The organism is Enterobacter cloacae complex sp. IR5418, assembly GCF_049238105.1.
Taxonomy (GTDB): domain Bacteria; phylum Pseudomonadota; class Gammaproteobacteria; order Enterobacterales; family Enterobacteriaceae; genus Enterobacter; species Enterobacter hormaechei.
Genome location: NZ_JBMKHS010000008.1, coordinates 14,599 through 40,707 on the forward strand (window position 1 = coordinate 14,599; position 26,109 = coordinate 40,707).

Annotated in this window: 25 protein-coding genes and 1 pseudogene; 19 read left to right on the plus strand and 7 right to left on the minus strand. The window is 56.9% G+C overall.

Translation table 11 applies throughout. The annotated features are described in order from the left end of the window. Positions 1-43: 43 nt before the first annotated feature. The 4 genes and pseudogenes from ACOTX7_RS08555 (at position 44) to rimL (ending at position 4,480) form a co-directional block, all read left to right on the plus strand. On the plus strand, positions 44-1,213 hold the full coding sequence (locus ACOTX7_RS08555; RefSeq protein ID WP_221255960.1) for a pyridoxal phosphate-dependent aminotransferase: 1,170 nt from the start codon (positions 44-46) through the stop codon (positions 1,211-1,213). Between the two features lie 10 nt (positions 1,214-1,223). Then, entirely contained in the window at positions 1,224-1,997 is a 774-nt protein-coding gene (locus tag ACOTX7_RS08560) for an ABC transporter substrate-binding protein (RefSeq protein ID WP_006810595.1), read from the plus strand. Between the two features lie 230 nt (positions 1,998-2,227). Further along, the gene (locus ACOTX7_RS08565; RefSeq protein WP_213828135.1) at positions 2,228-3,883 is read left to right on the plus strand and encodes a glucan biosynthesis protein D; all 1,656 of its coding nucleotides are present in this window, start codon (positions 2,228-2,230) and stop codon (positions 3,881-3,883) included. Positions 3,884-3,973: 90 nt separating this feature from the next. Further along, positions 3,974-4,480: pseudogene (gene rimL / locus ACOTX7_RS08570) on the plus strand (50S ribosomal protein L7/L12-serine acetyltransferase). Here the strand turns inward: rimL and ydcK are convergent. Further along, the gene (gene ydcK / locus ACOTX7_RS08575) at positions 4,475-5,455 is read right to left on the minus strand and encodes a YdcK family protein (RefSeq protein WP_221255961.1); all 981 of its coding nucleotides are present in this window, start codon (positions 5,453-5,455) and stop codon (positions 4,475-4,477) included. The pseudogene rimL and the gene ydcK sit on opposite strands and share 6 nt — an antisense overlap. A 121-nt stretch (positions 5,456-5,576) precedes the next feature. On the opposite strand from ydcK, the gene tehA reads away from it, so the two are divergent. Both tehA and tehB read left to right on the plus strand, forming a co-directional pair. Beyond that, positions 5,577-6,572: a dicarboxylate transporter/tellurite-resistance protein TehA gene (gene tehA / locus ACOTX7_RS08580; RefSeq protein ID WP_221255962.1), complete on the plus strand. Its 996-nt coding sequence runs from the start codon at positions 5,577-5,579 to the stop codon at positions 6,570-6,572. Next, positions 6,572-7,165: a tellurite resistance methyltransferase TehB gene (gene tehB / locus ACOTX7_RS08585; RefSeq protein WP_221255963.1), complete on the plus strand. Its 594-nt coding sequence runs from the start codon at positions 6,572-6,574 to the stop codon at positions 7,163-7,165. Before tehA ends, tehB begins: the two co-directional genes overlap by 1 nt. Here the strand turns inward: tehB and pepT are convergent. Beyond that, complete coding sequence (gene pepT, locus ACOTX7_RS08590) at positions 7,162-8,391, minus strand: peptidase T (protein WP_205923909.1); 1,230 nt, start codon at positions 8,389-8,391, stop codon at positions 7,162-7,164. The two genes, tehB and pepT, sit on opposite strands and share 4 nt — an antisense overlap. Positions 8,392-8,502: 111 nt before the next feature. On the opposite strand from pepT, the gene ACOTX7_RS08595 reads away from it, so the two are divergent. Beyond that, the gene (locus ACOTX7_RS08595) at positions 8,503-10,098 is read left to right on the plus strand and encodes an ABC transporter substrate-binding protein (protein WP_221257246.1); all 1,596 of its coding nucleotides are present in this window, start codon (positions 8,503-8,505) and stop codon (positions 10,096-10,098) included. A gap of 134 nt (positions 10,099-10,232) precedes the next feature. Continuing rightward, a complete protein-coding gene (locus ACOTX7_RS08600) occupies positions 10,233-10,907 on the plus strand; it encodes a DUF3313 domain-containing protein (protein WP_006810603.1) in 675 nt (224 codons plus the stop codon). A gap of 32 nt (positions 10,908-10,939) precedes the next feature. On the opposite strand, the gene ACOTX7_RS08605 is transcribed toward ACOTX7_RS08600, so the two are convergent. Then, positions 10,940-11,836 carry a DMT family transporter gene (locus tag ACOTX7_RS08605; RefSeq protein ID WP_221255965.1) on the minus strand — a complete coding sequence of 299 codons (897 nt, stop codon included), beginning with the start codon at positions 11,834-11,836 and terminating at the stop codon, positions 10,940-10,942. 174 nt (positions 11,837-12,010) lie between these two features. Here ACOTX7_RS08605 and ACOTX7_RS08610 point away from each other — a divergent pair, with 174 nt between their 5' ends. Further along, positions 12,011-12,883, plus strand: a complete 873-nt coding sequence (locus tag ACOTX7_RS08610; protein WP_006810606.1) for a helix-turn-helix domain-containing protein — start codon at positions 12,011-12,013, stop codon at positions 12,881-12,883. Here ACOTX7_RS08610 and ACOTX7_RS08615 read toward each other — a convergent pair. Beyond that, positions 12,863-14,029, minus strand: coding sequence for a benzoate/H(+) symporter BenE family transporter (locus tag ACOTX7_RS08615; protein ID WP_221255966.1), 1,167 nt, complete (start codon positions 14,027-14,029; stop codon positions 12,863-12,865). The two genes, ACOTX7_RS08610 and ACOTX7_RS08615, sit on opposite strands and share 21 nt — an antisense overlap. A gap of 92 nt (positions 14,030-14,121) precedes the next feature. On the opposite strand from ACOTX7_RS08615, the gene ACOTX7_RS08620 reads away from it, so the two are divergent. Together ACOTX7_RS08620 and ACOTX7_RS08625 are read left to right on the plus strand one after the other, a co-directional pair. Next, entirely contained in the window at positions 14,122-14,649 is a 528-nt protein-coding gene (locus ACOTX7_RS08620; protein ID WP_221255967.1) for a helix-turn-helix domain-containing protein, read from the plus strand. Positions 14,650-14,729: 80 nt separating this feature from the next. After that, on the plus strand, positions 14,730-16,694 hold the full coding sequence (locus ACOTX7_RS08625) for a peptidase U32 family protein (protein ID WP_221255968.1): 1,965 nt from the start codon (positions 14,730-14,732) through the stop codon (positions 16,692-16,694). On the opposite strand, the gene ACOTX7_RS08630 is transcribed toward ACOTX7_RS08625, so the two are convergent. Then, positions 16,691-16,924, minus strand: a complete 234-nt coding sequence (locus ACOTX7_RS08630; protein ID WP_006810610.1) for a DUF2554 family protein — start codon at positions 16,922-16,924, stop codon at positions 16,691-16,693. The two genes, ACOTX7_RS08625 and ACOTX7_RS08630, sit on opposite strands and share 4 nt — an antisense overlap. Before the next feature lie 243 nt (positions 16,925-17,167). Between ACOTX7_RS08630 and ACOTX7_RS08635 the strand changes: the two genes are divergently transcribed. Beyond that, positions 17,168-17,530, plus strand: coding sequence for a hypothetical protein (locus ACOTX7_RS08635; RefSeq protein WP_000721089.1), 363 nt, complete (start codon positions 17,168-17,170; stop codon positions 17,528-17,530). Between the two features lie 151 nt (positions 17,531-17,681). On the opposite strand, the gene ftrA is transcribed toward ACOTX7_RS08635, so the two are convergent. Then, positions 17,682-18,677 (minus strand): transcriptional regulator FtrA, encoded by a 996-nt coding sequence (gene ftrA / locus ACOTX7_RS08640; protein ID WP_221255969.1) that lies wholly within the window; start codon positions 18,675-18,677, stop codon positions 17,682-17,684. A 73-nt stretch (positions 18,678-18,750) separates the two neighbouring features. Here ftrA and ACOTX7_RS08645 point away from each other — a divergent pair, with 73 nt between their 5' ends. Together ACOTX7_RS08645 and ACOTX7_RS08650 are read left to right on the plus strand one after the other, a co-directional pair. After that, positions 18,751-19,161 (plus strand): rhodanese-like domain-containing protein, encoded by a 411-nt coding sequence (locus ACOTX7_RS08645; protein WP_221255970.1) that lies wholly within the window; start codon positions 18,751-18,753, stop codon positions 19,159-19,161. A 156-nt stretch (positions 19,162-19,317) separates the two neighbouring features. Next, positions 19,318-20,421 (plus strand): cobalamin-independent methionine synthase II family protein, encoded by a 1,104-nt coding sequence (locus ACOTX7_RS08650; RefSeq protein WP_221255971.1) that lies wholly within the window; start codon positions 19,318-19,320, stop codon positions 20,419-20,421. 22 nt (positions 20,422-20,443) lie between these two features. On the opposite strand, the gene ACOTX7_RS08655 is transcribed toward ACOTX7_RS08650, so the two are convergent. Beyond that, entirely contained in the window at positions 20,444-20,629 is a 186-nt protein-coding gene (locus ACOTX7_RS08655; RefSeq protein WP_125357643.1) for a hypothetical protein, read from the minus strand. On the opposite strand from ACOTX7_RS08655, the gene urtA reads away from it, so the two are divergent. Genes urtA through urtE form a run of 5 tightly spaced genes read left to right on the plus strand, consistent with a single transcriptional unit; the run spans position 20,624 to position 26,072 of the window. Further along, entirely contained in the window at positions 20,624-21,895 is a 1,272-nt protein-coding gene (urtA, locus tag ACOTX7_RS08660; RefSeq protein ID WP_221255972.1) for an urea ABC transporter substrate-binding protein, read from the plus strand. The genes ACOTX7_RS08655 and urtA overlap by 6 nt on opposite strands. Positions 21,896-21,919: 24 nt before the next feature. Next, positions 21,920-23,494, plus strand: a complete 1,575-nt coding sequence (urtB, locus tag ACOTX7_RS08665; protein ID WP_221255973.1) for an urea ABC transporter permease subunit UrtB — start codon at positions 21,920-21,922, stop codon at positions 23,492-23,494. Further along, positions 23,494-24,567: an urea ABC transporter permease subunit UrtC gene (urtC, locus tag ACOTX7_RS08670; protein WP_047354773.1), complete on the plus strand. Its 1,074-nt coding sequence runs from the start codon at positions 23,494-23,496 to the stop codon at positions 24,565-24,567. The genes urtB and urtC overlap by 1 nt, the downstream gene beginning before the upstream one ends. Beyond that, positions 24,567-25,364, plus strand: a complete 798-nt coding sequence (urtD, locus tag ACOTX7_RS08675) for an urea ABC transporter ATP-binding protein UrtD (protein WP_221255974.1) — start codon at positions 24,567-24,569, stop codon at positions 25,362-25,364. The genes urtC and urtD overlap by 1 nt, the downstream gene beginning before the upstream one ends. A 9-nt stretch (positions 25,365-25,373) precedes the next feature. Then, positions 25,374-26,072, plus strand: a complete 699-nt coding sequence (gene urtE / locus ACOTX7_RS08680; RefSeq protein WP_221255975.1) for an urea ABC transporter ATP-binding subunit UrtE — start codon at positions 25,374-25,376, stop codon at positions 26,070-26,072. The last annotated feature ends 37 nt before the right edge of the window (positions 26,073-26,109 follow it).

Below are 26,109 nucleotides of genomic sequence, written 5' to 3' on the forward strand. Positions count from 1 at the left end.
GTTGTTTGAATAGTTATGCATTCACCACGAGAAGGGACAGAGGATGACTTTGAAAACGCCGGTGCAGACACGATCCAAATTGCCCGATGTGGGAACCACCATTTTTACCGTTATCGGCCAGCTTTCAGCCCGGCATAACGCCATCAACCTTTCTCAGGGTGCGCCGAATTTTTCCTGCGACCCAAAACTTATCACCGGCGTGACCCGCGCCATGGAGGCAGGGCATAACCAGTACGCCTCCATGACCGGGCTGCAACCGCTCAGGGAGCGCATTGCGGACAAAATTGCCACGCTCTATGGCACGCGCTATGACCCGGCGAGTGAGGTGCTGGTGACCGCCAGCGCCAGCGAAGGGCTTTACTCAGCCATCAGCGGGCTGGTTCATCCTGGGGATGAGGTGATCTATTTCGAGCCCTCCTTTGACAGCTATGCGCCGATTGTGCGTCTGCAAGGGGCGACGCCGATCGCCATTAAGCTGACGGTACCGGATTTTGCCGTGAACTGGGATGAAGTACGGGCGGCTATTACCCCGCGCACGCGGATGATCATCGTCAATACGCCGCACAACCCGAGCGGACAGGTGTTTTCAGCCGCCGATCTGGACCAGCTGGCCGCGCTGACGCGCCACACCAACATCATCATTTTGTCTGACGAAGTGTACGAGCACGTCGTTTTTGATGCCGAACCGCACCACGGAATGGCGACGCACCCGCAGCTGGCGGAGCGCAGCGTGATTATTTCTTCTTTCGGAAAAACCTATCACGTCACCGGCTGGCGCGTGGGGTATTGTGTGGCACCCGCGGAGCTGATGGATGAGATATGTAAAGTCCATCAATTTTTAATGTTCTCGGCCGATACGCCGATGCAGTACGCGTTTGCCGAACACATGACCGATCCGCAAACCTGGCTGTCGCTGGCGGCGTTTTATCAGCGCAAGCGCGATCTGCTGCAAAGTTTGCTCGCCGACTCACCGTTCAGGCTGCTACCAAGTGCCGGTTCGTTCTTCCTGCTGGCGGATTACAGCGGCTTTAGCGACGAGCGCGACAGCGAGATGGTGAAAAGGCTGATTGTCGAGTACGGGGTTGCCACCATTCCGCTGTCGGCGTTTTATGCCGATGGCACGGACAATAAGTTAATCCGTCTCTCTTTTGCGAAAGATGAGGCGACGTTACGGGCAGGTGCACAAGCCCTGTGTCGGGTTACACCACGTTAAGGAATTTAAGATGAAATTACGCGCGTTAGTTGTCGGCATAGGTCTGCTGTGTTCATTCTCGTCGTTTGCCGCCACCGAGTTGCGGTACGGGCTGGAAGCGGAATATCCGCCGTTTGAAAGCCGCAATGCGTCAGGGGAGCTGGAAGGGTTTGACGTAGAGCTGGGAAATGCCATCTGCCAGGCCGCCGCGCTGAAGTGCAGCTGGGTAGAAACCTCGTTTGATGCGCTGATCCCCGGTCTGGTGGCGAAGAAGTTCGACGCCATCAACTCGGCGATGAACATCACCGAACAGCGTCGCAAGAGCATTGATTTCACCCAGCCGATCTACCGCATTCCCTCCCAACTGGTGGGGAAAGCCGGTTCTGCGGTAGAGGCCACGCCGGAAGGGCTGAAGGGAAAAACCATCGGCGTTCTTCAGGGTTCAATTCAGGAAACTTACGCGAAAGAGCACTGGGAAAAGCACGGTGTCACCGTGGTGTCTTATAAAGATCAGAATATGGCCTGGGGAGATCTGCTGAATGGCCGTATTGATGCCTCGCTGGTGATGTCAGCGGCCGGGCAGGCCGGTTTCCTCAGCAAGCCGCAGGGTAAAGGGTTTGGCTTTATCGGCAAACCGGTGTCGGACGACACTATCCTCGGCAGTGGGATCGGCTTTGGGCTGCGTAAGGGAGATGAAGCCACCAAAAAGCAGCTTGATGCCGCAATTGATAAAGTACGTGCCGACGGCACGATCGCGAAACTGGCTGATAAGTACTTTCCGGGTATCGATGTCAGCGTAAAATAACCGCCTCATTCGCCCCGGTTGTCGATGTCGCACCGGGGCATTTTTATACATAACTTTACCCCTTTTTCAGGCCGTTCTGGTCGACAGAAAATATTTCTTACTTTGTTCAGATAATCACCCGCCAACAATTGGATTCTTAACCGTTTTTGTTTAGGCTGTGCGTTCTTTCTTGCCGTCATTTCGCTGCGCGCGAAACTCATTCACACGACCATAAGGACGTTTTCTCAGGCATGAATCGCAGACGTTTTCTCAAAGGTTCCCTGGCAATGGCTGCCCTGAGCGGCACTTCTGGCCTTGCTTCTCTCTTTTCCCAGGCGGCGTATGCTGCTGATTCCGACATTGCAGACGGTCAGAGCCGCCGCTTTGACTTCTCTGTTCTGCAATCCATGGCGCACGATCTGGCGAAAACCCCGTGGGGCGGTGCGCCACGTCCGCTGCCGGAAACGCTGGCGACCATGACGCCGCAGGCGTACAACGCCATCCGTTACGATGAGAAGCAGTCGCTGTGGAATAACATTGAAGGCCGACAGCTGGACGCCCAGTTCTTCCATATGGGGATGGGGTTCCGCCGCCGCGTGCGCATGTTCTCGCTGGATCAAACGACCTCGCAGGCGCGTGAAATTCACTTCCGGCCTGAACTGTTCAGCTACGGCGATACGGGCGTGGATACCCGCCAGCTTGAAGGGCAGAGCGACCTCGGATTCGCCGGGTTCCGCGTCTTTAAAGCGCCAGAGCTGGCCCGACGCGATATCGTTTCGTTCCTGGGCGCGAGCTACTTCCGCGCGGTGGATGATACCTACCAGTATGGTCTTTCCGCGCGCGGTCTGGCGGTAGATACCTTTACCGACACCCCGGAAGAGTTCCCGGACTTCACCTCCTTCTGGTTTGAAACCGTTAAGCCGGGTGATACCACCTTTACCGTCTATGCGCTGCTGGACAGCCCGAGCATTACCGGTGCCTATAAGTTTGTGATCCACTGTGAGAAGAGTCAGGTGATCATGGACGTTGAAAACCACCTCTACGCGCGCAAAGACATCAAGCAGCTCGGCATCTCGCCGATGACGAGCATGTTTAGCTGCGGCAATAACGAACGCCGCATGTGTGACACCATTCATCCGCAGATCCACGATTCAGACCGTCTGGCGATGTGGCGCGGAAACGGGGAATGGATCTGCCGACCGCTGAACAACCCGCAAAAGCTGCAATTTAACGCCTATCAGGATAAAAACCCGAAAGGCTTCGGGTTGTTGCAGCTTGACCGTGACTTCTCACACTATCAGGACGTGATGGGCTGGTATAACAAGCGACCAAGCCTGTGGGTCGAGCCGCGCAACAACTGGGGTAAAGGCGCCATTGCGCTGATGGAAATCCCGACAACCGGCGAGACACTCGATAACGTGGTCTGCTTCTGGCAGCCGGAGAAACCGGTGCAGGCGGGCGATGAACTGGACTTCAAATACCGTCTCTACTGGAGCGCACAGCCACCGGTGCGTTCGCCGCTGGCTAACGTCTACGCCACCCGTACCGGTATGGGCGGCTTCCCGGAAGGCTGGGCACCGGGTGAAAACTACCCGAAAGTGTGGGCCCGTCGCTTTGCCATTGACTTCGTCGGGGGCGATCTGAAGGCCGCCGCACCGAAGGGCATTGAGCCGGTGATCACCCTGTCCAGCGGTGAAGCGAAGCAGGTGGAGATCCTCTATGTCGAACCGTTCGACGGGTATCGCATTCTGTTTGACTGGTATCCAACCTCTGACTCCACCGATCCGGTCGATATGCGCCTGTTCCTGCGCTGTCAGGGCGATGCCATCAGCGAGACCTGGCTGTACCAGTACTTCCCGCCCGCACCGGACAAACGTAACTACGTTGACGACCGGATTATGCGCTAGTCATTTTGGGATTGTGCCGGGTAAGGCGAAGCCGCCACCCGGCAATTAAGAGGCACTATGTCTTCAGAAATCATCCCCGTTAACCAGTAAATCGAGCTTCGCGCGGTCGACGAGCGCTATACCTTCGATCTGCACAACCTCGTCATCAAAAACAAAACCTGGCTGCAAACCGCCTTCGACTAGGCGCAACATGTCGGCAGCGAAGAGGACACGCGCCGCAACGTGCAGAGCAATCAGATGCTGCACCAGCGCGGTTACGCCAAAATGTTCCTGATTTTCATGAAGGATGAACTGGTGGGCGTGCTTTCATTTAACGCGATAGAGCCTGCGAATAAGGCCGGATACATCGGCTACTGGCTCGACGAAGCGCATCAGGGGCAGGGCATTCTCTCTCAGGCGCTCCAGGCGTTTATGCGCTATTACGTTGAGCGCGGCGAGATCCGCCGCTTTGTGATCAAGTGTCGCGTGGATAACCAGAGCAGTAACCGGGTGGCGCAGCGCAACGGATTCACGCTGGAAGGTTGTATGCGGGAAGCGGAAATGCTCAACGGCCGCTTCGATGATGTGAATCTTTATGCCAGGCTTTTTCCGCTATAGTGCCCCCAGCAGCGGCGTTCGGGTGATCCGCGTGTCGCCGTTGATCACTTTGGCACCCCGGACGTGAATGCTTTCACCCTCAAGCGCCTCGATAACCGCATCGTCCGTTACTTCCACCTGATGCTCAATCAGCACATCGCCGCTGATACGCGCGCGCCCCTGAATTACCACCTTGTCATCAATCAGGATCGGCCCGCCGCGTAACCACGCCTCACCGCCTATCAACACGTGGTGTTTGATCACGCAGTTGCCTTCGACAAGGGCGTTTTCAGCGACCTGTGAACTGTACCGCAACGTCGGAATGGCATCGTCCTCTGAACCGGCCAGCAGGCGGGCGTTGCCGTACACTTTGGCGCAGTCGCACACCCAGACGTTATTAAGCGCATTGCCCTCAAGAATGGCGCGATCGAACACCTCCGCGCGGTGCTCAACGAAGGCCCAGGTCACCATGGCATCGCCGTAGATTTGCGCCTGATGCACAATACGCGACTGGCTGACCGTGGCTCTGTCATAAATTTGCAGGATCTTCTCACGGTCGGGCGTCAGCCCTTTGGCTGCAATCACCATGCTATTGTGCAGCACCCGTGCATCACCGGCGATACGGCATTCCCCGCGTACGCTGGAATGCTGAATGGTGACGTTGTCACTTATTATCGCCCCGTGACTCACCTCTGCCGCGTCAAGCCAGCTGTTGCCGCCAACGTGTGCGCGGTGGCTTACGATGCAGGGTTGGGTGAGGCGGGCATTACCGGATATTCTGGCCCCGGCAAATACCACGCTGTTTTCATCGTAAACCCAACAATCCCCGTCCTGGGCGAGCGCGTTCTCATCCTCAACCCAACCGCCTTTTGTCCCGCGGGTCACATCGTTAAAATCCTTCACGGCAATAATTTGTCTGAGGGAGGTTGTGCACGGCGTCGATCCGTCCTGCCAGCGCCAGAGACGGGTTTCATTGCTTAGCCGATATTTTGTCATCGCGTTATCCCTGAAAAGCCTTTCACTAAACGTAGCAAACTTTTGGCTTTTCGAAGTGCTGGCGTCCGCTCAGGAAACCCCTTAAAATGGCATTTAAAATACATTTTAAAGTTTAAAAAAAATGCATAACCAAAACCAACGCGTTCTTAACTTGCCCGCCGGGTATTTCGGTATGGTCCTCGGGACCATAGGCATGGGGTTCGCCTGGCGTTACGCCGGTACCATCTGGCCGGTGACGCGCTGGCCGGGCGAGATCCTGGTGGCGCTGGCGGTGGCGATCTGGTTCCTTCTGAGCGTGGCGTTTCTTACCCGTGCGGTACGGTTTCCACATAGCGTGCTGGCCGAGATGCGACATCCGGTAATGAGCAGTTTTGTCAGCCTTTTTCCTGCCACAACGCTGCTGGTGGCCATCGGCTTTGTGCCGTGGTATCGCCCGCTGGCGCTGGGGTTGTTTGGCGTGGGCGTGGTGATCCAGCTTGCGTATGCCGCCTGGCAAAGCGCCGGGCTATGGCGCGGTAAGCATCCGGAAGAGGCCACGACGCCAGGACTGTATCTGCCGACGGTAGCGAACAATTTTATCAGCGCGATGGCCTGCGGTGCGCTGGGTTTCCACGATGCGGGGCTGGTGTTCCTTGGTGCCGGGGTCTTTTCCTGGCTGAGCCTGGAGCCGGTCATTTTGCAACGCCTGCGCAGCGCGGGTGAACTGCCCGCGGCGCTTCGTACCTCGCTCGGGATCCAGCTTGCGCCTGCCCTGGTGGCCTGTAGCGCCTGGTTTAGTGTCAACGGCGGCGAAGCGGACACCTTCGCCAAAATGCTTTTCGGCTATGGTCTGTTGCAACTCCTGTTTATGCTGCGTCTGATGCCGTGGTATCTGTCGCAGCCGTTCAACGCGTCGTTCTGGAGCTTCTCGTTCGGGGTGTCGGCGCTGGCGACCACCGGTTTACATCTTGGGCAGAGCAGTCCGTCAGGGTTCTTTCATGCCCTCGCGGTTCCCCTGTTTATTTTCACCAACGCCATCATCGCGATGCTGCTGGTCCGTACTTTTATCTTGCTGATGCAGGGCAAACTTCTGGTGCGCGCTGATAAGGCACTGCTTATGCAATCTGAGGAAAAATAATGACTGTCGATGAAAACTACTTTACTGAGAAATATGGTCTGACCCGCACCCACTCAGAGGTGCTTTACAGCGCGGGCATTGTTAAGCCGGGTAAAACGCTCGATCTCGGGTGCGGAAATGGCCGCAACAGCCTCTACCTGGCGGCCAACGGCCATGACGTGACGGCGTGGGATAAAAACCCGATGAGCATCGATAACATCGAGCGCATTAAGGCGGAGGAAGGGATTGCGAACCTGAAAACGGCGATTGTGGATCTGAACACCCTGACCTTTGATGGCGAATACGACTTTATTCTCTCCACCGTCGTGTTGATGTTCCTTGAGGCGAAAACCATCCCTGGTCTTATCGCCAATATGCAGGGTTGCACCAAACCGGGCGGCTATAACCTGATTGTTGCCGCGATGGACACGGAGGACTATCCGTGCACCGTCGGCTTCCCGTTTGCGTTCAAAACCGGTGAACTGAGCCACTATTACGAAGGCTGGGAGTTGATCAAGTACAACGAAGAGGTGGGGGAACTCCACCGTACCGATGCCAACGGGAACCGTATCAAGCTGCGCTTCGCCACCATGCTTGCACGCAAGCCCGCTTAACGCGCGGCCAGCAGACAGAGTTGCAGGGCAGTGCGGTAGGACGCCTCGAACGACGACAGCGGTAAAAACTCAAACTTCGAGTGGAAGTTATGGGCGCCGGTGAAGAAGTTCGGGGTGAGCAAACCTTTGGCTGACAGGGCTGCGCCGTCCGTGCCACCGCGCATCGGCGTTGGCCTGGGCGTGATGCCGAGCGATTCCATCGCTTCGAACATCAGGTCGATCGCGCGGCGGTCTTCGCCAATCGCATTGCTGATATTGCTGTAGGTATCCTCAATGCGATACTCCACCTTTGCCGTGGGATGCTGTGCGGCAATCCGCGCCGCCACATCGGCAATCTGCTGCTTGCGGGCGGCAAATCCCTCTTTGTCAAAATCACGGATGTTGGCTTTCAGTACCGCTTCGTTTTGCCCGGCCTGGATGCCGTTAAACCAGATGTAACCCTCGCGCCCCTCGGTGCATTCCGGGGTTTGCTGGCGGTCGAAATGGTTGATGAAATCCGTTGCCATCAGCAGCGGGTTGACGAGCACGCCTTTGGCGGACATCGGGTGGGCCGTAACGCCGGTAAAGCGAATTTCCGCCGCCGCCGCGTTAAAGTTTTCATAAACAATTTCCCCCAGCTCGCAGCAGTCGATGGTCCAGGCAAAATCGACGTCGAAGCGCTTCAGATCCAGCGCTTTCGCACCACACAGGCCAATCTCTTCGTCGGGCACAAACGCCACCACAATATCGCCATGCTTGTGCTCAGCGGTCAGGTTTTCCAGCACCGTCATCACCACAGTGACGGCGGATTTATTATCTGCGCCTAATACGCTGGTTCCGTCGCTGAAAATAATCTCTTCATCAGGATAAGCCAGAATTTCCGGATGCTCTTTTACGCGCAACCAGATCCCTTTCTCTTTATTCAGACAGAGATCATCCCCCGTAAACGTTAATATTTGTGGATGAATATCCGGGGATAAACCGACGTCGACGGTGTCGATATGGGTAATAAAACCAATACGCGGCGCGCCGGGAACATTGCCTTTTTTCACGGCGGTAACGGTGGCGAACTCATCAATCACAATATCGTCTAACCCCAGCGTTTCCAGCTCCTTCGCCAGCTCCCGCGCCATGTCATGCTGGCCCGGGGTGGAGGGCAGCGTTTTGACTTTCGGATCGCTCTGGCTGGTGATGGCGAGATAGCGGAAAAAGCGTTGGGTTAATTGTCTGGAGAGTTCTGAGCCCATAGTGTTTCCTTCTGTATTTATTTTTCATGTGTTTGCGTCAACACTTTAATGTTATTTATGGAATGGCAAAAGAAGTAATTAGCCGTCGAATTAAAAAGACAGGAATAAATGATGAAAAGCACATTCACAATGATAACGCTGGCGCTTGCTGCGCTGACGGTCAGTTCCACCGTCGCGGCAAAAACGCTGGTGTATTGCTCCGAAGGATCGCCGGAAAACTTCAATCCTCAGCTCTATACCTCGGGAACCAGCGTGGACGCCAGCGCGGTACCGGTTTATAACCGTCTGGTCGATTTCAAACCGGGCACCACCGAACTGGTGCCGAGCCTGGCGGAAAGCTGGGAAGTCAGCGAGGATGGCAAGGTTTACACCTTCCACCTGCGCAAAGGGGTGAAGTTCCACAGTAATAAGCTGTTCACGCCGACGCGCGACTTCAACGCGGATGACGTGATTTTCTCGTTTATGCGCCAGAAGGATGTGAATCATCCGTACCATAACGTCTCAAACGGCAGTTATTCCAACTTCGAAAGTCTGGAGTTTGGCAGCCTGATTACCGCCATTGATAAAGTTGACGATCACACCGTGCGCTTCACCCTGGCGCACCCGGAAGCGCCTTTTGTCGCTGATCTGGCGTGGTACTTTGCCTCCATCCTGTCGGCTGAGTATGCCGATGCCATGCTGAAAGCGGGCACGCCGGAAAAGGTCGATATGCAGCCGATTGGCACCGGGCCGTTTAAGCTCGCACAGTATCAAAAAGATTCCCGCATCCTCTTTACCGCCTTCCCGGACTACTGGCAGGGGAAATCGAAGCTGGATCGTCTGGTGTTCACCATCACGCCGGACGCCTCGGTGCGCTTTGCCAAAGTGGAGAAGAACGAATGTCAGGTGATGCCGTTCCCGAACCCGGCGGATCTGCCGCGTATGAAGGCGAACAAAGACATCAACCTGATGAGCAAGGCCGGGCTGAATACCGGTTTCCTCGCGTTTAACACGCAAAAGCCGCCGCTGGACAACGTAAAAGTGCGCCAGGCGCTGGCGATGGCGATTAACAAACCCGCCATCATTGAGGCGGTCTTCCACGGCACCGGTACGGCGGCGAAAAACCTGCTGCCCCCTGGCGTCTGGAGTGCCGACAGTGCGCTGAAAGATTACGACTACGATCCTGAAAAAGCGAAAGCGCTGTTAACGGAAGCGGGATTTGCCAATGGCGTCAGCATCGATCTGTGGGCGATGCCCGTACAGCGGCCCTATAACCCGAACGCGAAGCGTATGGCGGAGATGATCCAGGCGGACTGGGCGAAAGTTGGCGTGCAGGCCAAAATCGTGACCTACGAATGGGGCGAATACCTGAAGCGCGTGAAAGGCGGGGAGCATCAGGCCGCGCTGATGGGCTGGACAACGGCGACGGGCGATCCGGATAACTTCTTCGGCCCGCTCTTTACCTGTACGTCCGCCAACGGCGGGTCCAACTCGGCGAAATGGTGTTATAAGCCGTTTGATGACCTGATTGCCGAAGCAAAATCGATAACCGATCGCGAAAAACGTGTGGCGCTGTACAAGCAGGCGCAGCAGATGATGCACGATCAAATGCCGGCGGTAATGATTGCCCACTCGACAATCTTTGAGCCAGTCCGTAAAGAGGTCACAGGCTATGAAATCGATCCCTTTGGCAAGCATCTGTTCTGGCAGGTCGATCTGAAAGAGTAATATTTCACCGCCCGGCCTCCGTCCGGGCATTTTTTCACTATTTGTGCTGTCTTCGTCATTTTTTGCCACAACACATCGCCCGGTTTTTTGTTATAACTTCAAATGCATACTTGCAGATAACATGGAATACCATAATGCGTACTCATCCTTTTTTTAAAGTGGCAGTGCTTTCTGGTCTGTTAGCGCTGGCTGGCTGTGCGTCAAAAGTCGCGGCTCCCGAACAGTATTCAGGCTTTTTAAAAGACTATTCCAGCTTGCAGCAGACAACGTCTGCGACGGGTAAACCGACGCTGCGTTGGGTTGATCCTTCATATAACCCGGCGAATTACGACAGCATTATCTGGACGCCGATCTCGTATTATCCAAAGCCACAACCGTCCACCCAGATTGGGCAAAAAACGCTTGATGAGCTGCTGAGTTATACCAATAACAAACTGAAAACCGCGATTGGCCAGCGTAAGCCGATTGTGACGACGCCAGGCAAACATAGCCTGATCTTCCGCGGCGCCATCACGGGTGTGAGTTCAGACAAAGAAGGTTTGCAGTTCTATGAGGTCGTGCCAGTGGCGCTACTGGTCGCGGGCACGCAGATGGCAACTGGTCATCGCACCATGGATACGCATCTGTTCTTCGAGGGTGAGTTGATTGACGCGGCCACGAACAAACCGGTTGTTAAGGTTGTTCGTAAAGGCGAAGGGAAAGAGCTGGCAAACGAAAATACGCCGATGGGCTTCGCAACCCTGAAACAGGTTGTGGATGACATGGCGACCGATGCCACCATGTTTGACGTTCATCCGACGGCGAAATAACGATGATGGCCTGCTTGTTCGCAGGCCTTTTTTTATGCCGTCCGCAGGCGTCGGAACCAGGTTTCTGGTTTGGTAAACATCACCATATTCCCCCCCAGAATCAACAGCAGGCCCACGATCCCATTGAGATGCCACACGTAGCCCTCATACACCGTTGAAATCGACAGCGCCACCAGCGGGAACAGCAGGGTACTGTACGCGGCTTTACCGGGACCAATGCGGCCCACCAGCGTAAAGTAGGCGCCGAAGGCAATCACCGAGCCAAACAGCGCAAGATAGAGCAGCGCCCCCATATAGCTCACCGTCCATTCCGGCATAAAGCTTTCACCCCTGAAGAGAGCGATAAGGCCCATCACGACGGTGCCATACAGCATCGCCCAGGCGTTGGTGGTCATGGTTTCCAGCCCGTTTCGCTGATGACGCATGCTGATCATATTCCCCAGCGAGAAGCCGTAGGTGCCAAGGGCGGAAAGCCCGATGCCCGTAAGCAACGACGCGCTCCAGCCGCTGGCGAGCAGATCGTTCCAGAACAGGGTAACGATCCCTATAAGCCCTAGGGCTGCCGCCGTCCAGAAGCGGGCGGGTGGACGCTGGCCGAAGAAGATAAAGCTGTTGATGGCGTTATACAGCACGGCCATCGAGAAAATCACCGACTCAAGGCCAGTATTGATATGGGCGGCGGCGGTGTAAAAGCACCAGAAGTTGAAACAGAAAACGCAGCAGCCCTGAAGCATGCAGTAGAGGTGATCCCGCAGCGCCAGCCTGCGCAGTCGGCGAAGGGCGACCAGGACGATCATCATCGTGGCGCTGGCCACGGCGAAGCGCCAGAAAATGGAGACAGGCGCTGCAACCGGCCCCTGTTGCAAAAAAATGGCGATCCAGGTCGTGCCCCAGATCACAACGACCAGCCCATAGAGTAATGCGTTCATGGTTTCTCTCTTCTCATACCGCGAAAAACAACAGTGTGGCGAAAGAGAAGGAAAGCGGCTTTCATCGGCTTGCGCCGGACTTGCAAATTCTTGCGCTTTTTTCTCACGCGAACGCTGGTAACAGGCTGCAACACTTCTTAGACTGACAGTCTGATTAATCACCTGTTTACGGCCATGTCTCTCGTTTACGACACCTTTGAAACGTTACGCCAACAAAATGCGGTGCTGCGGGAAACCGTCGCGCTCAATACTGGCATTCAACTGGCGGCGTGGTACAACAAGCACGACACGATCACCGTGAAAAGCAACCATCACACCCTTAGCCTGTACGTGGCGGATGGCTATGAAAGCTATCAAAAAACGCCGGGTGGCTGGAAAAATGGCGGCGGGCCGGACCGTTTTTGTCTGATGCCGGAAGAGAGCGAATCCACGTGGGATATTCGTGACGACCTGTCGTTCGTGCACCTCTACTGTACCGATGAACATCTGCGGGATGTGGGGGAGAAGATCTGGGATAAACGTCCGCTATCGCTGACGCTGGAGGAAAAAATCTTCGGCAGCGATCCGAAAATCACCGCCCTTTATCGCCAGTTTTTGCTCGGCTGCGACTGGCAGCAGAACGCCAATCAGCTCACCCTGAGCACCGCGTCGACATTATTGCTGACGCATCTGGTTCAGCACTATTCCAGCGTGCAGTGGAAGCTGCCGGTGGTGACCGGCGGATTATCGCCGTTTGTGCTGCGTAACGTGCTGGCCTTTATCGAAGAAAATCTGGCGCAACCCTTAACGCTGGCGGAACTGGCTGGCCAGGCGGCACTCAGTGAGTATCACTTTGCGCGGATGTTCCGCCAGTCGATGGGGCTGGCGCCGCATCAGTACGTCATGCAGCGCCGCATGGAGAAGGCCAAAGCGCTGGTGCAGCACACAACCACGCCGCTCACCGACATCGCGCTGGCCTGCGGATTTAACTCCGCCAGCCATTTCAGTAACCGTTTTCGCAGCATGACCGGCATCACGCCGTCACAGCTACGCGCGGCGAAGGCGTGAGAGGACGGCGTAACAGATCCCACCCAGCACCAGCCCCCAGAAGGCGGAGCCAATCCCCAGGATCGTGACGCCGCTGGCGGTCATCAGGAAGGTGACGATTGCCGCGTCACGTTCTGCTTCATGGTTCAGTGCCTGATACAAACTCCCGCTGATAGTGCCGAGCAGGGCCAGCCCGGCCAGCGTCTGGATCCCGCTCAGCGGCAGGGCGGCCATCAGCCCGGAAATTGACCCGCCGAACACCCCAGCCAGCAGATAAAACCCGCCCGCCGCCGCCGCGGCCAGCCAGCGTTTACTGGCATCCGGATGGGCGTCCTGGCTCTGGCAGATGGCGGCGGTGATGGCGGCGATGCAGATAGAATAAACGCCGAAGGGGGACAACAGCAGCGCCAGCACGCCGGTGGCAACGATCAGCGGTGAGACCGGCAGCGGATAGCCCGATGCCTGCATGGTGGCGAAGCCGGGCGCATTCTGCGAGGCCATGGTCACCAGGAAGAAGGGTAAGCCGATGCTGATCAGGCTGGTGAAGGTGAACGCAGGGGCAATGAATTCCGGCATCACTACCGATAATGTCATCTTATCCGTGACAACGTCACCTCCGGCCCAGGCCACAAGGATCCCGACCAGCAGCGTGGCGACAATGGCGTACCGGGGCGCGAGGGCTTTAGCCACCAGCCAGGCGGCCAGCATACTGCCACAAAGAACACCTTGACCCTCAAGATTGCTGAATGCCTTCAGGCCAAACTGTAACAACACGCCTGCCAGCATGGCGGCGGCAAGCGAATGCGGGATCAGTTTCATCAATCGGGCAAACAGGCCGGTGACGCCGCACAGCAGAATCAGTGCATTGGCAAATATAAAGACCCCGATGGTTTCCGCCAGCGTGACGCCTTGCAGGCTGGTGGCGAGCAGCGCCGCGCCGGGGGTCGACCAGGCGGTGAGCACGGGGGCTTTATACCACCACGACAATGCCAGCGTGCTGATCCCCATTCCTAGCCCCAGCGCGGTCATCCATCCTGCGATTTGCTGTGAACTGGCGCCAGCCGCGGCCGCGGCCTGCCAGATAATGGCGGCAGAGCTGGCATAACCCACCAGCACGGCAACAAAACCGGCCAGTACGGCAGGAAAGAGAGAGGTAGTCGATCGCATGAAAACTCCGTTGTGCGTTATAACGTCCGGGGTAAGGTATCACTGTGCGCTATAGCGTACAAGTGGTATGCTTTGTCGCAACGGGAGGAACCATGGACATAACGCAACAACTTGCAACCACACTGAAAGCGCTGCGCCAGGCGCGGGGCTGGAGCCTGTCGAAACTGGCGGAAGAGACGGGCGTATCGAAAGCGATGCTTGGGCAAATCGAACGCAACGAGTCCAGCCCGACGGTCTCTACCTTGTGGAAAATCGCTACCGGGCTGAACGTGCCTTTTTCGGCGTTTATCACCCCAGAGAGCGACCCGCAGGCGGTGTTCGATCCGCAGCAGCAGGCGATGGTGGTGAAACCGCTTTTCCCCTGGGACGACCAGCTTAAGTTTGACCATTTCTCCATCACGCTGTCGCCCGGCGCGCTGAGCGAGTCCACGCCGCACGAAGCCGGGGTGATTGAACACGTGGTGGTGATAAGCGGTGTTCTGGACATGCAAATCGACGGTATCTGGCGGACGATTCAAGCTGATTCGGGTGCGCGTTTTGCTGGCGATAAACCGCACGCGTACCGCAACAGCAGCGCCCGGACGGTGCATTTTCACTCTCTGATCCATTATCCCCGCTAAAGCGTCGCAAAACGGTTTCACTGACACAGACTTCTGACTACAATAGCCGCCATTTTGACCATAACGGATAACGACGAAGTATGCGCCTGCACTCCCATCATCTTGAACTGCTAAGCCCGGCCCGCGACGCCGCCATTGCCCGTGAAGCCATTCTTCACGGTGCAGATGCCGTCTACATTGGCGGCCCTGGCTTCGGTGCCCGTCATAACGCCAGCAACAGCCTGCGCGACATTGCCGAGCTGGTGCCGTTCGCCCACCGTTTCGGGGCGAAGGTGTTCGTGACCCTGAACACCATTCTTCATGATGATGAACTGAAGCCTGCGCAGCGTCTGATCACCGATCTCTACCAGACCGGCGTTGACGCCCTGATCGTTCAGGATATGGGCGTTCTGGAACTGGATATCCCGCCGATTGAGCTTCACGCCAGCACCCAGTGCGATATCCGCACCGTTGAGAAGGCGAAGTTTCTCTCGGACGTCGGATTTACGCAGATTGTTCTGGCGCGCGAGCTGAACCTCAATCAGATCCGCGATATCCACCAGGCAACCGACGCGACGATTGAATTCTTTATTCACGGCGCGCTGTGCGTGGCCTATTCCGGTCAGTGCAATATTTCCCACGCCCAGACGGGGCGCAGCGCTAACCGGGGCGATTGCTCGCAGGCCTGCCGTCTGCCGTATACCCTGAAAGACGATCAGGGCCGCGTGGTGGCGTTCGAAAAACACCTCTTGTCGATGAAAGATAACGATCAGACGGCGAACCTCGGCGCGCTGATCGACGCCGGGGTTCGCTCCTTCAAAATTGAAGGGCGTTACAAAGACATGAGCTATGTGAAAAATATCACCGCGCATTATCGCCAGATGCTGGATGCCATCATCGACGATCGCGGGGATCTGGCGCGCGCCTCCGCCGGACGTACAGAGCATTTCTTTATTCCGTCTACGGATAAAACCTTCCACCGCGGCAGTACGGATTATTTTGTCAATGCGCGCAAAGGGGATATCGGCGCGTTTGATTCACCAAAGTTTATCGGCCTGCCGGTAGGTGAAGTGCTGAAAGTGGCGAAAGACCATCTTGACGTTCAGGTGACAGAGCCGCTGGCGAACGGCGATGGCCTCAACGTGATGATCAAACGTGAAGTGGTGGGTTTCCGCGCCAATACGGTGGAGAAAACCGGTGAAAATCGCTATCGCGTCTGGCCGAACGAAATGCCAGCCGATCTCTACAAAGCGCGTCCCAACGCGGCGCTGAACCGTAACCTGGACCACAACTGGCAGCAGGCCTTGCTCAAAACCTCCAGCGAGCGCCGCATTGCGGTGGATATCGCGCTGGGGGGCTGGGAAGAGCAGCTGATCCTGACCATGACCTGTGAAGACGGTATCAGCGTCACGCATACCCTCGACGGCATGTTCGAGGTGGCGAACAATGCGGAGAAAGCGCTCAACAGCCTTAAGGATGGCGTGGCGAAGCTGGGGCAGACCCTCTATTACGCGCGTAATATTGAGGTGAACCTGCCGGATGCGCTGTTTGTGCCGAACAGCCTGCTGAACCAGTTCCGCCGTGAAACGGCCGAGATGCTGGATGAAGCCCGTCTGGCAAACTATCCGCGCGGCAGCCGTAAGGCCGAAGCGGTGCCTGCGCCGGTCTACCCGGACACCCATCTCTCCTTCCTGGCGAACGTTTACAACCACAAGGCGCGTGCGTTTTATCATCGTCACGGCGTGCAGCTGATTGACGCCGCGTATGAAGCGCATGAAGAGAAGGGCGATGTCCCGGTGATGATCACCAAACACTGCCTGCGCTTTGCCTTTAACCTTTGCCCGAAACAGGCGAAAGGCAATATTAAAAGCTGGAAAGCGACGCCGATGCAGCTGGTTAATGGCGATGAAGTGCTGACGCTGAAGTTTGACTGCCGTCCGTGTGAAATGCACGTTATCGGCAAGATGAAGAATCACATCTTCAAAATGCCACCGCCGGGCAGCATTGTGGCGTCCGTCAGCCCGGACGATTTGATGAAAACCCTGCCGAAGCGTAAAGGCAGCTAACCCGGAAAGTGGGTATCCGGTTTGCGCGATTTCTGCCAGGCATGGTGTTCGCGCAACCCCTCCGCAGACTCCTCGGCCTCACTGCGTAACTCGTCGCTGTCAGCTTCATGTCGAAGCTGATGGTCGGCGTTTTTCACATACAGAAATTTATGTCCTTTGTGCTCCGCCATCACTTGTCCTGAGAACAGCGCGCCGATCAGCATGAGTAGTGAAAACCCTTTTCTGAACATCCTTTAGCCCCCGAAAATACGCTACGGTCATCGTAGGGATAATTTCATAGAGTAATTATTACACTCTTTAAATTTGAGAAAATAGACTGTCAAAATTTGTGGTCGCAATTAAACGCACATAAGACTATTCTTAAAAGCTATATTGACGTTGTAAACTCCCATTTCTGGTATGCAAAGAACAACTAGATTTGTTGGGAAATCATTTACAATAAGACTTTTCTGGCTAAGGATTGGATCGAATAAATGAAAAAAATAATTGTGCTATCACTTCTGGGCGTAGTGGTTGCGGCAGGTGCTGCGGCCAGCATCTATTCAAATGAAGAACCAGAATATATTCAGTCAGCAAAAAGCCGTGTCGGATCGTATTTAACCAGCGATTACGGGCGTGTCGAATGTAATAGCACCCAGGTCAGTGAAGATCGTTGGGAACTGGGCTGTACCAATAAGGCGAGGGGTAAGACCTTCCAGTTCGCCGTTTATCCTTCAGAGCAGGCGCCGTATGGGGTCTCTCGCGCATTTTATCTCGAAGCGATTAATGATGATGCCCGCCAGAGCGCAGAGCAGGGGCTGATGCGTTATCTGCAAATTAATACCAAAGCGGGTTAATCGATTCGTTTATGCTTCGTTGAGGCTCACAGTGATAGATTGCAGGTGATCCGCATTCCGGTATGGAATACCGGAGCGTAGATACCAAAATACAAATCTATCCATGCAAGCATTTACCGCCAGATTATGGCGGTTTTTTTTTGTCTGTTTATCATTCCGGCTGCAAAAATTTTTTGCGATATTGCGCGGGCGAAAGCGCAAATTGCTGCCGGAAATGGTGGCGCAGCGTGGCGCTTTGCCCAAATCCGGTTTGTTCCGCAATATTGTCGATACTGAGTCGACTGTTTTCGAGATAATCTTTTACCCGCTGCAATCGCGCAGTCAATAACCAGCGCGCGGGCGTTGTTCCGGTTGCGTCCTGGAAACGACGCAGAAAGGTGCGCTGACTCATACCAACCCGCAGGGCCAGCGATTCGACGGTATGGGAAACGGCCAGATGCTGGTGAAGATAGTCAAACAGCTGGCCCAGACGCTGGCTCTCCCGCAACTGGGCCACTGGTCGGCTAAGCTGCTGGGTTTGCGAGCCGTCCCGATGGGGCGGGATCACCAGCCGACGCGCCACGCGGTTTGCCGCCTCCATACCGTAATTCCGTCGCACCACGTGCAGGCACAGATCAATCCCCGCGGCGCTGCCTGCGGAAGTGAGAATATCGCCCTCGTCCTGATACAGGACATCTTCGACCACGGTAATGGCGGGATAGCGTGTTTTCAGGGCTTGCGTGTAGCGCCAGTGCGTAGTTGCCTTCCGGCCATTAAGCAGACCTGATGCCGCCAGAACAAAAACGCCAGAACAGATCGAGAGTAGCTGGCAACCGCGCGCGTGCGCCGCGCGTAACGCCTGGCAGAGCGCCTCGGGTACGGGTTCGTCCAGCCCTCGCCAGCCGGGAACAACCACCACATCCGCCGTCTCCAGCAGACGCAGATCGCCATCGGCAATAATACGGATCCCGCCCGTTGCCCGGAGTTCGCCCTCATCCACGCTCGCCACGGCGAACTGATACCACTCCTCGCCCATTTCCGGGCGCGGCAGGCCAAAGATTTCTACCGCCACACCAAACTCAAAGGTACATAAACCGTCATAGGCCAGCACGACGGCGCGAGGAGAGGGATGTCTTAAGTTTGTCATCTTTTTGCTGTTTTCTGGCATAGGCGGACGCATTCATGGGCTGAATTAAGGGATAGAGTAGTGTTAACACAAACACCCCAAATGAGGAAGATTCATGAGCTATGTTACTGAATTTCCGGCTGCTGAGCCGCAGGAAGCCGTGGGACATTTTCTGCGTCGTCTGAGCGTCGAGACGGACTGCGCCGATGTGCATCACGCCGTGTCCAGCGGTGAGCAGGACTTTGTTCTGCTGCACGTGGTCGGAAAACCTGAGCATTTTGCCCGGCGGCACCTGCCCGGGGCGCTGCATTTGCCCTGGAGCCAGATCACCGCAGAGCGGATGAAAGCGTGGCCGGAAGAGACATTGTTTGTCGTCTATTGTGCAGGCCCGCACTGCAACGGGGCGGACCGGGCGGCGCTGAAGCTGGCGCGTCTGGGTCTGCCGGTCAAAATTATGCTCGGGGGCATGACCGGCTGGGAAGATGAGGAGTTCGCCTTTGACGGTTCCTCATCATCCGCCTTGTGAACATGAATTTATTTCAACACAGATGAAATTTTCTCGTTTGTCGGCAGGGGGTTGGTATGACATCTTTTCAGGACGTTTAGACATCCAGAAGTCTAAAGCTTCAAGAGATGAATTATCACTGTGGGCAATTAACGCCGACAGACAGAGGAGATTTCCATGCAGCGATACCACGCCCCGTACCGCGCCGATGTAGTCGGCAGTTTTTTACGCCCGGATGCCATTAAACAGGCCCGTCTGCAATTTGCCCGCGGTGAGATCGATGCCGGGCAGCTTCGCGCGGTCGAGGACGAGGCCATTCGCCATGTTGTTGAGCAGCAGTGCGCCTGCGGCCTGCATGTGGTGACGGACGGAGAATTCCGCCGCGCCTGGTGGCACTTTGACTTCTTCGACGGGCTACAGGGCGTGGAGCGTTATGATTCCCAGCAGGGCATTCAGTTCAACGGGGTGCAGACCAAAGCCCACGGCGTGCGCGTAACGGGCAAACTGGGCTTCGGCGATCATCCTATGCTGGACGATTTCCGCTACCTCAAAAGCATCAGCGGTAACGCACAGCCGAAGATGACCATTCCTAGCCCGAGCGTGCTGCACTTCCGCGGTGGCCGCAAGGATATTGATGCCACGGTCTACCCGGATCTGGACGTCTACTTTGACGATCTGGCGACCACCTGGCGCGATGCCATTCGGGCATTTTACGACGCGGGTTGCCGCTATCTGCAACTGGATGACACCGTGTGGGCCTATCTTTGCTCGGATGACCAGCGCCGCCAGATCCGCGAGCGCGGTGATGATGCAGACGAACTTGCCCGCATCTATGCCCGGGTACTGAATAAAGCGCTGGAAGACAAACCGGACGATCTGACCATCGGGCTGCACGTCTGCCGCGGCAACTTCCGCTCAACCTGGATTTCCGAAGGCGGCTATGAGCCGGTGGCGGAGGTGCTGTTCGGCACGGTGAACGTCGACGCGTTCTTCCTGGAGTACGACAACGACCGTAGCGGCGACTTCGCGCCACTGCGTTTTATCCGCCCGGGTAAACAGCAGGTGGTTCTGGGGCTGATCACGACCAAGCACGGCGAACTGGAGAACCCGGAAGGGGTGAAAGCGCGTCTGGAAGAAGCCGCACAATACGTTGCGAAAGAGCAGATTTGCCTTAGCCCGCAGTGCGGATTTGCCTCCACGGAAGAGGGTAACAGCCTGAGCGAAGCCCAGCAGTGGGATAAAGTTCGCCTGGTTACGCAAATCGCCAGCGACGTCTGGTAACGTTGTCCACAGCGCTGCATTATTACAGTGCAGCGCTGTACCATTCTGAGTCGTTTCCCGCCGTTCCTCGCGTCATCCCCTTTAAAAATCCTGCTTCTGCAACCTGGCACTCTTTTTGCTCTCCTGAAACTGGCGTTACTTTTTTCTGCGTCCGGGTGGTAACGGACGTCTTCGCACAGCTTTCTTTTTCAGGAGTGAAAATATGCACCGTCGTACCTTTATTAAAGCGTTCGCCTTGTCCGCCTCCGTGGTCGCCATGGGGATGAGCTTTGGCGTCCAGGCCGCCGAGACCATTAAAGTCGGGATTATGCATTCTCTCTCCGGCACGATGGCCATTTCAGAAACACCCCTGAAAGATGTTGCCCTGATGACCATCGACGAAATCAATGCCAAAGGCGGCGTGCTCGGGAAAAAGCTGGAGCCGGTGGTGGTTGATCCGGCCTCCAACTGGCCGCTGTTTGCCGAAAAAGCCCGCCAGCTTCTGAGCCAGGATAAGGTCGCCGTGGTGTTTGGCTGCTGGACCTCCGTATCGCGTAAATCGGTCCTGCCGGTCTTTGAGGAGCTGAACGGTTTGCTGTTCTATCCGGTGCAGTACGAAGGCGAAGAGATGTCACCTAACGTCTTCTATACCGGTGCGGCACCGAACCAGCAGGCGATCCCGGCGGTGGAGTACCTGATGAGTGAAGACGGCGGCAGCGCGAAACGCTTCTTCCTGCTGGGAACGGACTACGTTTACCCACGCACCACGAACAAGATCCTCCGCGCCTTCCTGCACTCGAAAGGCGTGGAGGATAAAGATATTGAAGAGGTTTACACCCCGTTTGGTCATAGCGATTACCAGACCATTGTTGCCAATATCAAGAAATTCTCCACAGGCGGCAAAACGGCGGTGGTCTCCACCATCAACGGTGATTCCAACGTGCCTTTCTATAAAGAGCTGGCGAACCAGGGGCTGAAAGCCACGGACGTACCGGTGGTGGCGTTCTCCGTGGGCGAGGAAGAACTGCGCGGCATTGATACCAAACCGCTGGTGGGTAACCTGGCGGCGTGGAACTACTTTGAATCCGTTGATAACCCGACCAACAAGACTTTTGTCGCGGCCTACAGAGCTTACGCGAAAGCCCATAAGCTGCCGAATGCCGATACCGTCGTGACCAACGATCCGATGGAAGCGACCTACGTTGGCCTCCATATGTGGGCGCAGGCAGTTGAAAAAGCCGGGACGACCGACGTGGACAAAGTGCGCGCGGCAATGGCGGGCCAGTCGTTCAACGCGCCGTCCGGCTTTACGCTGACCATGGATGCCACCAACCACCACCTGCATAAGCCCGTCATGATTGGTGAAATCGAAGGCAACGGCCAGTTCAACGTCGTCTGGCAGACCGAACAGCCGGTGCGCGCTCAGCCGTGGAGCCCGTTTATCGCCGGGAATGACAAAAAGCCTGACCAGCCGATGAAAACAGCCAGCAACTAAGCCGCCACACCAGGGAGAGACGTCATGAACGCCATGCGCATGATTATTGCGATTGTGTGGCTTACCGGACTGCTGCCAGGGATGGCGCAGGCATCGGATGCCGATGATTTCGTTGCCGCCACCCGCAGTCAGCAGACCGCCATGCTCACCCGGTGGGCAGCCACGCCGGAATCCGCACGTTTGCCGCTGCTTAAGGCGCTGCAACAGGAAAACCTCTACACCGACAGCCAGAAACAGGCATTTACCCGCATCGACGGCCAAATGGTTGCCCTGGGCGCGGCAAAACGCGCTGAAGGAGCGACCAAAGCCGTGCGGCTGACCAACCGGCTGCGCGTGTTAACGGTCACGGCGCTGGCGACGCATCAGCTTGTCAGTGACAGTGTCACCGAAAGGCGCAATGCCGCACGACAGCTTCAGCGTGACGCCCAGCCGGATATGCTCGGGTTTCTGCAACAGCGGGCCAATAGCGAAACGGACGATGTCACCCGGCAGTCGCTCATGCTGGCGCTGGCAAACCTTCAGCTGGCTAGCCCGCAGGCGGAAGTACGCCTTAACGCGGTTGAGCTGCTGGGACAGTCCGACGATCCGGACGTTCAGGCCACGCTCGCGCCGTTTACCCGGGTGCAAACCGAGCCGGACGCACGGGTACGTGCCGCCGCTGCGGAGAGCCTTGAGGGTATTCAGCACCGTCTGATGTGGGGCGAACTGCTGGGGCAGGCCTTTATGGGCCTGTCGTTGGGGTCGGTACTGTTGCTGGCCGCGCTCGGGCTGGCTATCACCTACGGTCTGCTGGGGGTGATTAACATGGCCCACGGCGAGATGCTGATGCTCGGAGCGTATGCCACCTGGATGGTGCAGCAGATGATGGCGCAGTGGATGCCTCAGTGGCTGGCGCTCTATCCGGTGGTAGCGCTGCCGGTGGCGTTTTGCCTGACGGCAGGTATCGGGATGGTGCTGGAGCGGACGGTGATCCGCCATCTTTATGGCCGTCCGCTGGAAACCCTGCTCGCCACCTGGGGGATCAGTCTGATGCTCATCCAGCTGGTGCGCATGACCTTTGGCGCCCAGAACCTTGAGGTGGCGAACCCGGCCTGGCTGTCCGGCGGCGTGCAGGTTTTCGCCAACCTGACGCTGCCGTGGAACCGCATTGTGGTACTCGGGTTTGTACTGCTGGCGCTGTTCTTCACCTGGCTCCTGCTGAATAAAACGCGTCTGGGCCTGAACGTGCGGGCGGTGACGCAAAACCGCAGCATGGCGGCCTGCTGTGGCGTGCCGACCGGACGGGTGGATATGCTGGCGTTTGGCCTCGGGTCCGGCATTGCCGGGCTGGGCGGCGTGGCATTGTCCCAGTTGGGGAACGTGGGACCGGAGCTGGGTCAGGGATACATCATTGATTCGTTCCTGGTGGTGGTGCTCGGCGGCGTCGGTCAGCTGGCCGGTAGCGTCGCAGCGGCCTTTGGTCTGGGGATCTTCAATAAAATTCTTGAACCGCAGATGGGCGCGGTGCTGGGCAAAATCCTGATTCTGGTGGCGATCATTCTGTTTATCCAGAAACGTCCGCAGGGGTTATTCGCACTTAAAGGGAGGGTGACAGACTGATGAGCCAGCCATTGACCTTAACACTGGCGCGCAGTGCACCGCGCACCGCACAAATCTTCGGCAGTCTGCTGGTTGCAGCGCTGCTGGTGCTGCCTTTTCTCGCGCTGTTGCCCGCAACGCATCCGCTGGCCATTTCCACGTGGATGTTAACGCTCATCGGCAAGATCCTCTGCTACGCGGTTGTCGCCGTGGCCCTCGATCTGGTCTGGGGCTATGCCGGAATGCTCTCGCTGGGGCACGGCATATTTTTCGCCCTCGGCGGCTATGCGATGGGGATGTACCTGATGCGCCAGGCGGCGGGTGACGGGCTGCCCGCGTTTATGTCGTTTCTCTCGTGGAGCGAACTGCCCTGGTTCTGGTGGGGAACGCAGCATTTTGCCTGGGCGCTGGTACTAATCGTGGCGATCCCCGGTCTGCTGGCGCTGGTTTTCGGCTGGTTTGCTTTCCGCTCGAAGATCAAAGGGGTCTATTTCTCCATTATGACCCAGGCGCTGACCTATGCAGGCATGCTGCTGTTCTTTCGCAATGAAACCGGCTTTGGCGGCAATAACGGCTTTACCGGCTTCACCACGCTGCTCGGGTTTTCCGTTACGGCGACGACGACGCGGATCGCGCTGTTCCTCGCGACGGTCATGCTGCTGCTTCTGGCCCTGGGCACGGGCTATGCGCTGGCGAAGAGTAAATTTGGCCGCATTTTGACGGCGGTGCGCGATGCGGAAAACCGTCTGACGTTCTGCGGGTACGATCCGCGCGGCTTTAAGCTGCTGGTCTGGACGCTTTCCGCCGTGCTGTGTGGCCTCGCGGGGGCGCTGTACGTTCCGCAGGTGGGCATTATCAACCCGGGTGAAATGTCGCCAACCAACTCGATTGAAGCGGCCATCTGGGTGGCGCTGGGCGGGCGCGGCACCCTGGTAGGCCCGGTGATTGGTGCGGCGCTGGTCAACGGTGCGAAGAGCTTTTTCACCGTGGCGATGCCGGAGTACTGGCAGCTGTTTCTGGGCCTGATTTTCATTGCCGTGACGCTGTTTTTACCACGCGGCGTGTTCGGTCTGTTTCGTAAGGGAGAGAATTAATGCATCCCTCTGAAGGACTCTTTACCCGGCAGCTACCGGGCGACCGTTACCGCGAGCAGACCGATCCGGTATTGCAGCTTGAGGCCATTAACGTCAGTTTTGACGGTTTTCAGGCGTTGACCGACCTCTCGCTGAATATCGGCGTTGGCGAGTTGCGCTGCATCATTGGCCCTAACGGGGCCGGTAAAACCACGCTGATGGACGTCATAACAGGCAAAACCCGGCCAAAAAGCGGAAAAGCCCTTTATGATCAGTCCATCGATCTGACAGCCCTTGAGCCAGCGGCCATTGCCCGTCAGGGGATTGGTCGTAAGTTTCAGAAGCCGACGGTGTTTGAAGCGCTGACCGTAGGGGAAAACCTCGAAATCGCCATGAAAGCCGACAGGTCCGTCTGGGCGAGCCTGCGGGCCACGCTCAGCGGCGAACAGCGTGACCGCATTGACGAGATGCTGGTTTTGCTGCGGCTTGGCAGCGAGCGCGATCGCCGCGCCGGGCTGCTTTCACACGGACAGAAGCAGTTTCTGGAGATAGGCATGCTGCTGGTGCAGGATCCGCACCTGTTGCTGCTGGACGAACCCGCCGCTGGCATGACGGACGCAGAGACGGAATACACTGCCGAGCTGTTCCGAACCCTGGCAGGCAAGCATTCGTTGATGGTGGTTGAGCACGATATGGGCTTCGTCGAGACCATCGCCGATCACGTCACGGTGCTGCATCAGGGGCGCGTGCTGGCGGAAGGCTCGCTTCGCGAGGTACAGGCCAATGAACAGGTGATTGACGTCTATCTGGGACGCTAAGGAGCGGTGATGTTACGGGTTAACGAACTGAATCAGTACTACGGCGGCAGTCATATACTGCGCGGGGTGAGCTTTGAGGCGGGCGTCGGGGAAGTCACCTGCCTTCTGGGGCGCAACGGAGTGGGTAAAACCACGTTGCTGAGGTGCCTGATGGGGCTGATCCCGGTGAAAACCGGGGAGGTGGTCTGGCAGGGGAAAACCATCACCCACAGTAAACCGCACCAGCGGGTACAGTCCGGCGTGGCGTATGTTCCGCAGGGACGGGAGATTTTCCCGCGTCTGACCGTAGAAGAAAACCTGCTGATGGGGCTGTCGCGCTTCTCCGCACGAAACGCGAAGGGTGTACCGGAGGAAATTTGGCAGCTTTTCCCGGTGCTGAAAGAGATGAAGCACCGTCGCGGAGGCGATCTTTCCGGTGGTCAGCAGCAACAGCTGGCGATTGGGCGGGCGCTGGCGAGTCGTCCACAGTTACTGATTCTGGATGAACCCACGGAAGGTATTCAGCCGTCGGTGATCAAAGAGATCGGGCTGGTGGTCCGCAGCCTGGCGAACCGGGGGGATATGGCGATCCTGCTGGTGGAGCAGTTTTATGATTTTGCGGCGGAGCTGGCCGACAGCTATCTGGTGATGTCGCGCGGCAGCATCGTCCAGCAGGGACGCGGGGAGAATATGGCGCAGGAGGGCGTTCGCGGGCTGGTTGCGATCTGAAATGTTATAATATAACATCCTCATTCTTATAAAACGG

Coding starts and splice junctions, on each gene's coding strand:
- ACOTX7_RS08555 (WP_221255960.1), top strand. CDS start 44: ATGACTTTGAAAACGCCGGTGCAGACACGATCCAAATTGCCCGATGTG.
- ACOTX7_RS08560 (WP_006810595.1), top strand. CDS start 1,224: ATGAAATTACGCGCGTTAGTTGTCGGCATAGGTCTGCTGTGTTCATTC.
- ACOTX7_RS08565 (WP_213828135.1), top strand. CDS start 2,228: ATGAATCGCAGACGTTTTCTCAAAGGTTCCCTGGCAATGGCTGCCCTG.
- ydcK (WP_221255961.1), bottom strand. CDS start 5,455: ATGACAAAATATCGGCTAAGCAATGAAACCCGTCTCTGGCGCTGGCAG.
- tehA (WP_221255962.1), top strand. CDS start 5,577: ATGCATAACCAAAACCAACGCGTTCTTAACTTGCCCGCCGGGTATTTC.
- tehB (WP_221255963.1), top strand. CDS start 6,572: ATGACTGTCGATGAAAACTACTTTACTGAGAAATATGGTCTGACCCGC.
- pepT (WP_205923909.1), bottom strand. CDS start 8,391: ATGGGCTCAGAACTCTCCAGACAATTAACCCAACGCTTTTTCCGCTAT.
- ACOTX7_RS08595 (WP_221257246.1), top strand. CDS start 8,503: ATGAAAAGCACATTCACAATGATAACGCTGGCGCTTGCTGCGCTGACG.
- ACOTX7_RS08600 (WP_006810603.1), top strand. CDS start 10,233: ATGCGTACTCATCCTTTTTTTAAAGTGGCAGTGCTTTCTGGTCTGTTA.
- ACOTX7_RS08605 (WP_221255965.1), bottom strand. CDS start 11,836: ATGAACGCATTACTCTATGGGCTGGTCGTTGTGATCTGGGGCACGACC.
- ACOTX7_RS08610 (WP_006810606.1), top strand. CDS start 12,011: ATGTCTCTCGTTTACGACACCTTTGAAACGTTACGCCAACAAAATGCG.
- ACOTX7_RS08615 (WP_221255966.1), bottom strand. CDS start 14,029: ATGCGATCGACTACCTCTCTCTTTCCTGCCGTACTGGCCGGTTTTGTT.
- ACOTX7_RS08620 (WP_221255967.1), top strand. CDS start 14,122: ATGGACATAACGCAACAACTTGCAACCACACTGAAAGCGCTGCGCCAG.
- ACOTX7_RS08625 (WP_221255968.1), top strand. CDS start 14,730: ATGCGCCTGCACTCCCATCATCTTGAACTGCTAAGCCCGGCCCGCGAC.
- ACOTX7_RS08630 (WP_006810610.1), bottom strand. CDS start 16,924: ATGTTCAGAAAAGGGTTTTCACTACTCATGCTGATCGGCGCGCTGTTC.
- ACOTX7_RS08635 (WP_000721089.1), top strand. CDS start 17,168: ATGAAAAAAATAATTGTGCTATCACTTCTGGGCGTAGTGGTTGCGGCA.
- ftrA (WP_221255969.1), bottom strand. CDS start 18,677: ATGCCAGAAAACAGCAAAAAGATGACAAACTTAAGACATCCCTCTCCT.
- ACOTX7_RS08645 (WP_221255970.1), top strand. CDS start 18,751: ATGAGCTATGTTACTGAATTTCCGGCTGCTGAGCCGCAGGAAGCCGTG.
- ACOTX7_RS08650 (WP_221255971.1), top strand. CDS start 19,318: ATGCAGCGATACCACGCCCCGTACCGCGCCGATGTAGTCGGCAGTTTT.
- urtA (WP_221255972.1), top strand. CDS start 20,624: ATGCACCGTCGTACCTTTATTAAAGCGTTCGCCTTGTCCGCCTCCGTG.
- urtB (WP_221255973.1), top strand. CDS start 21,920: ATGAACGCCATGCGCATGATTATTGCGATTGTGTGGCTTACCGGACTG.
- urtC (WP_047354773.1), top strand. CDS start 23,494: ATGAGCCAGCCATTGACCTTAACACTGGCGCGCAGTGCACCGCGCACC.
- urtD (WP_221255974.1), top strand. CDS start 24,567: ATGCATCCCTCTGAAGGACTCTTTACCCGGCAGCTACCGGGCGACCGT.
- urtE (WP_221255975.1), top strand. CDS start 25,374: ATGTTACGGGTTAACGAACTGAATCAGTACTACGGCGGCAGTCATATA.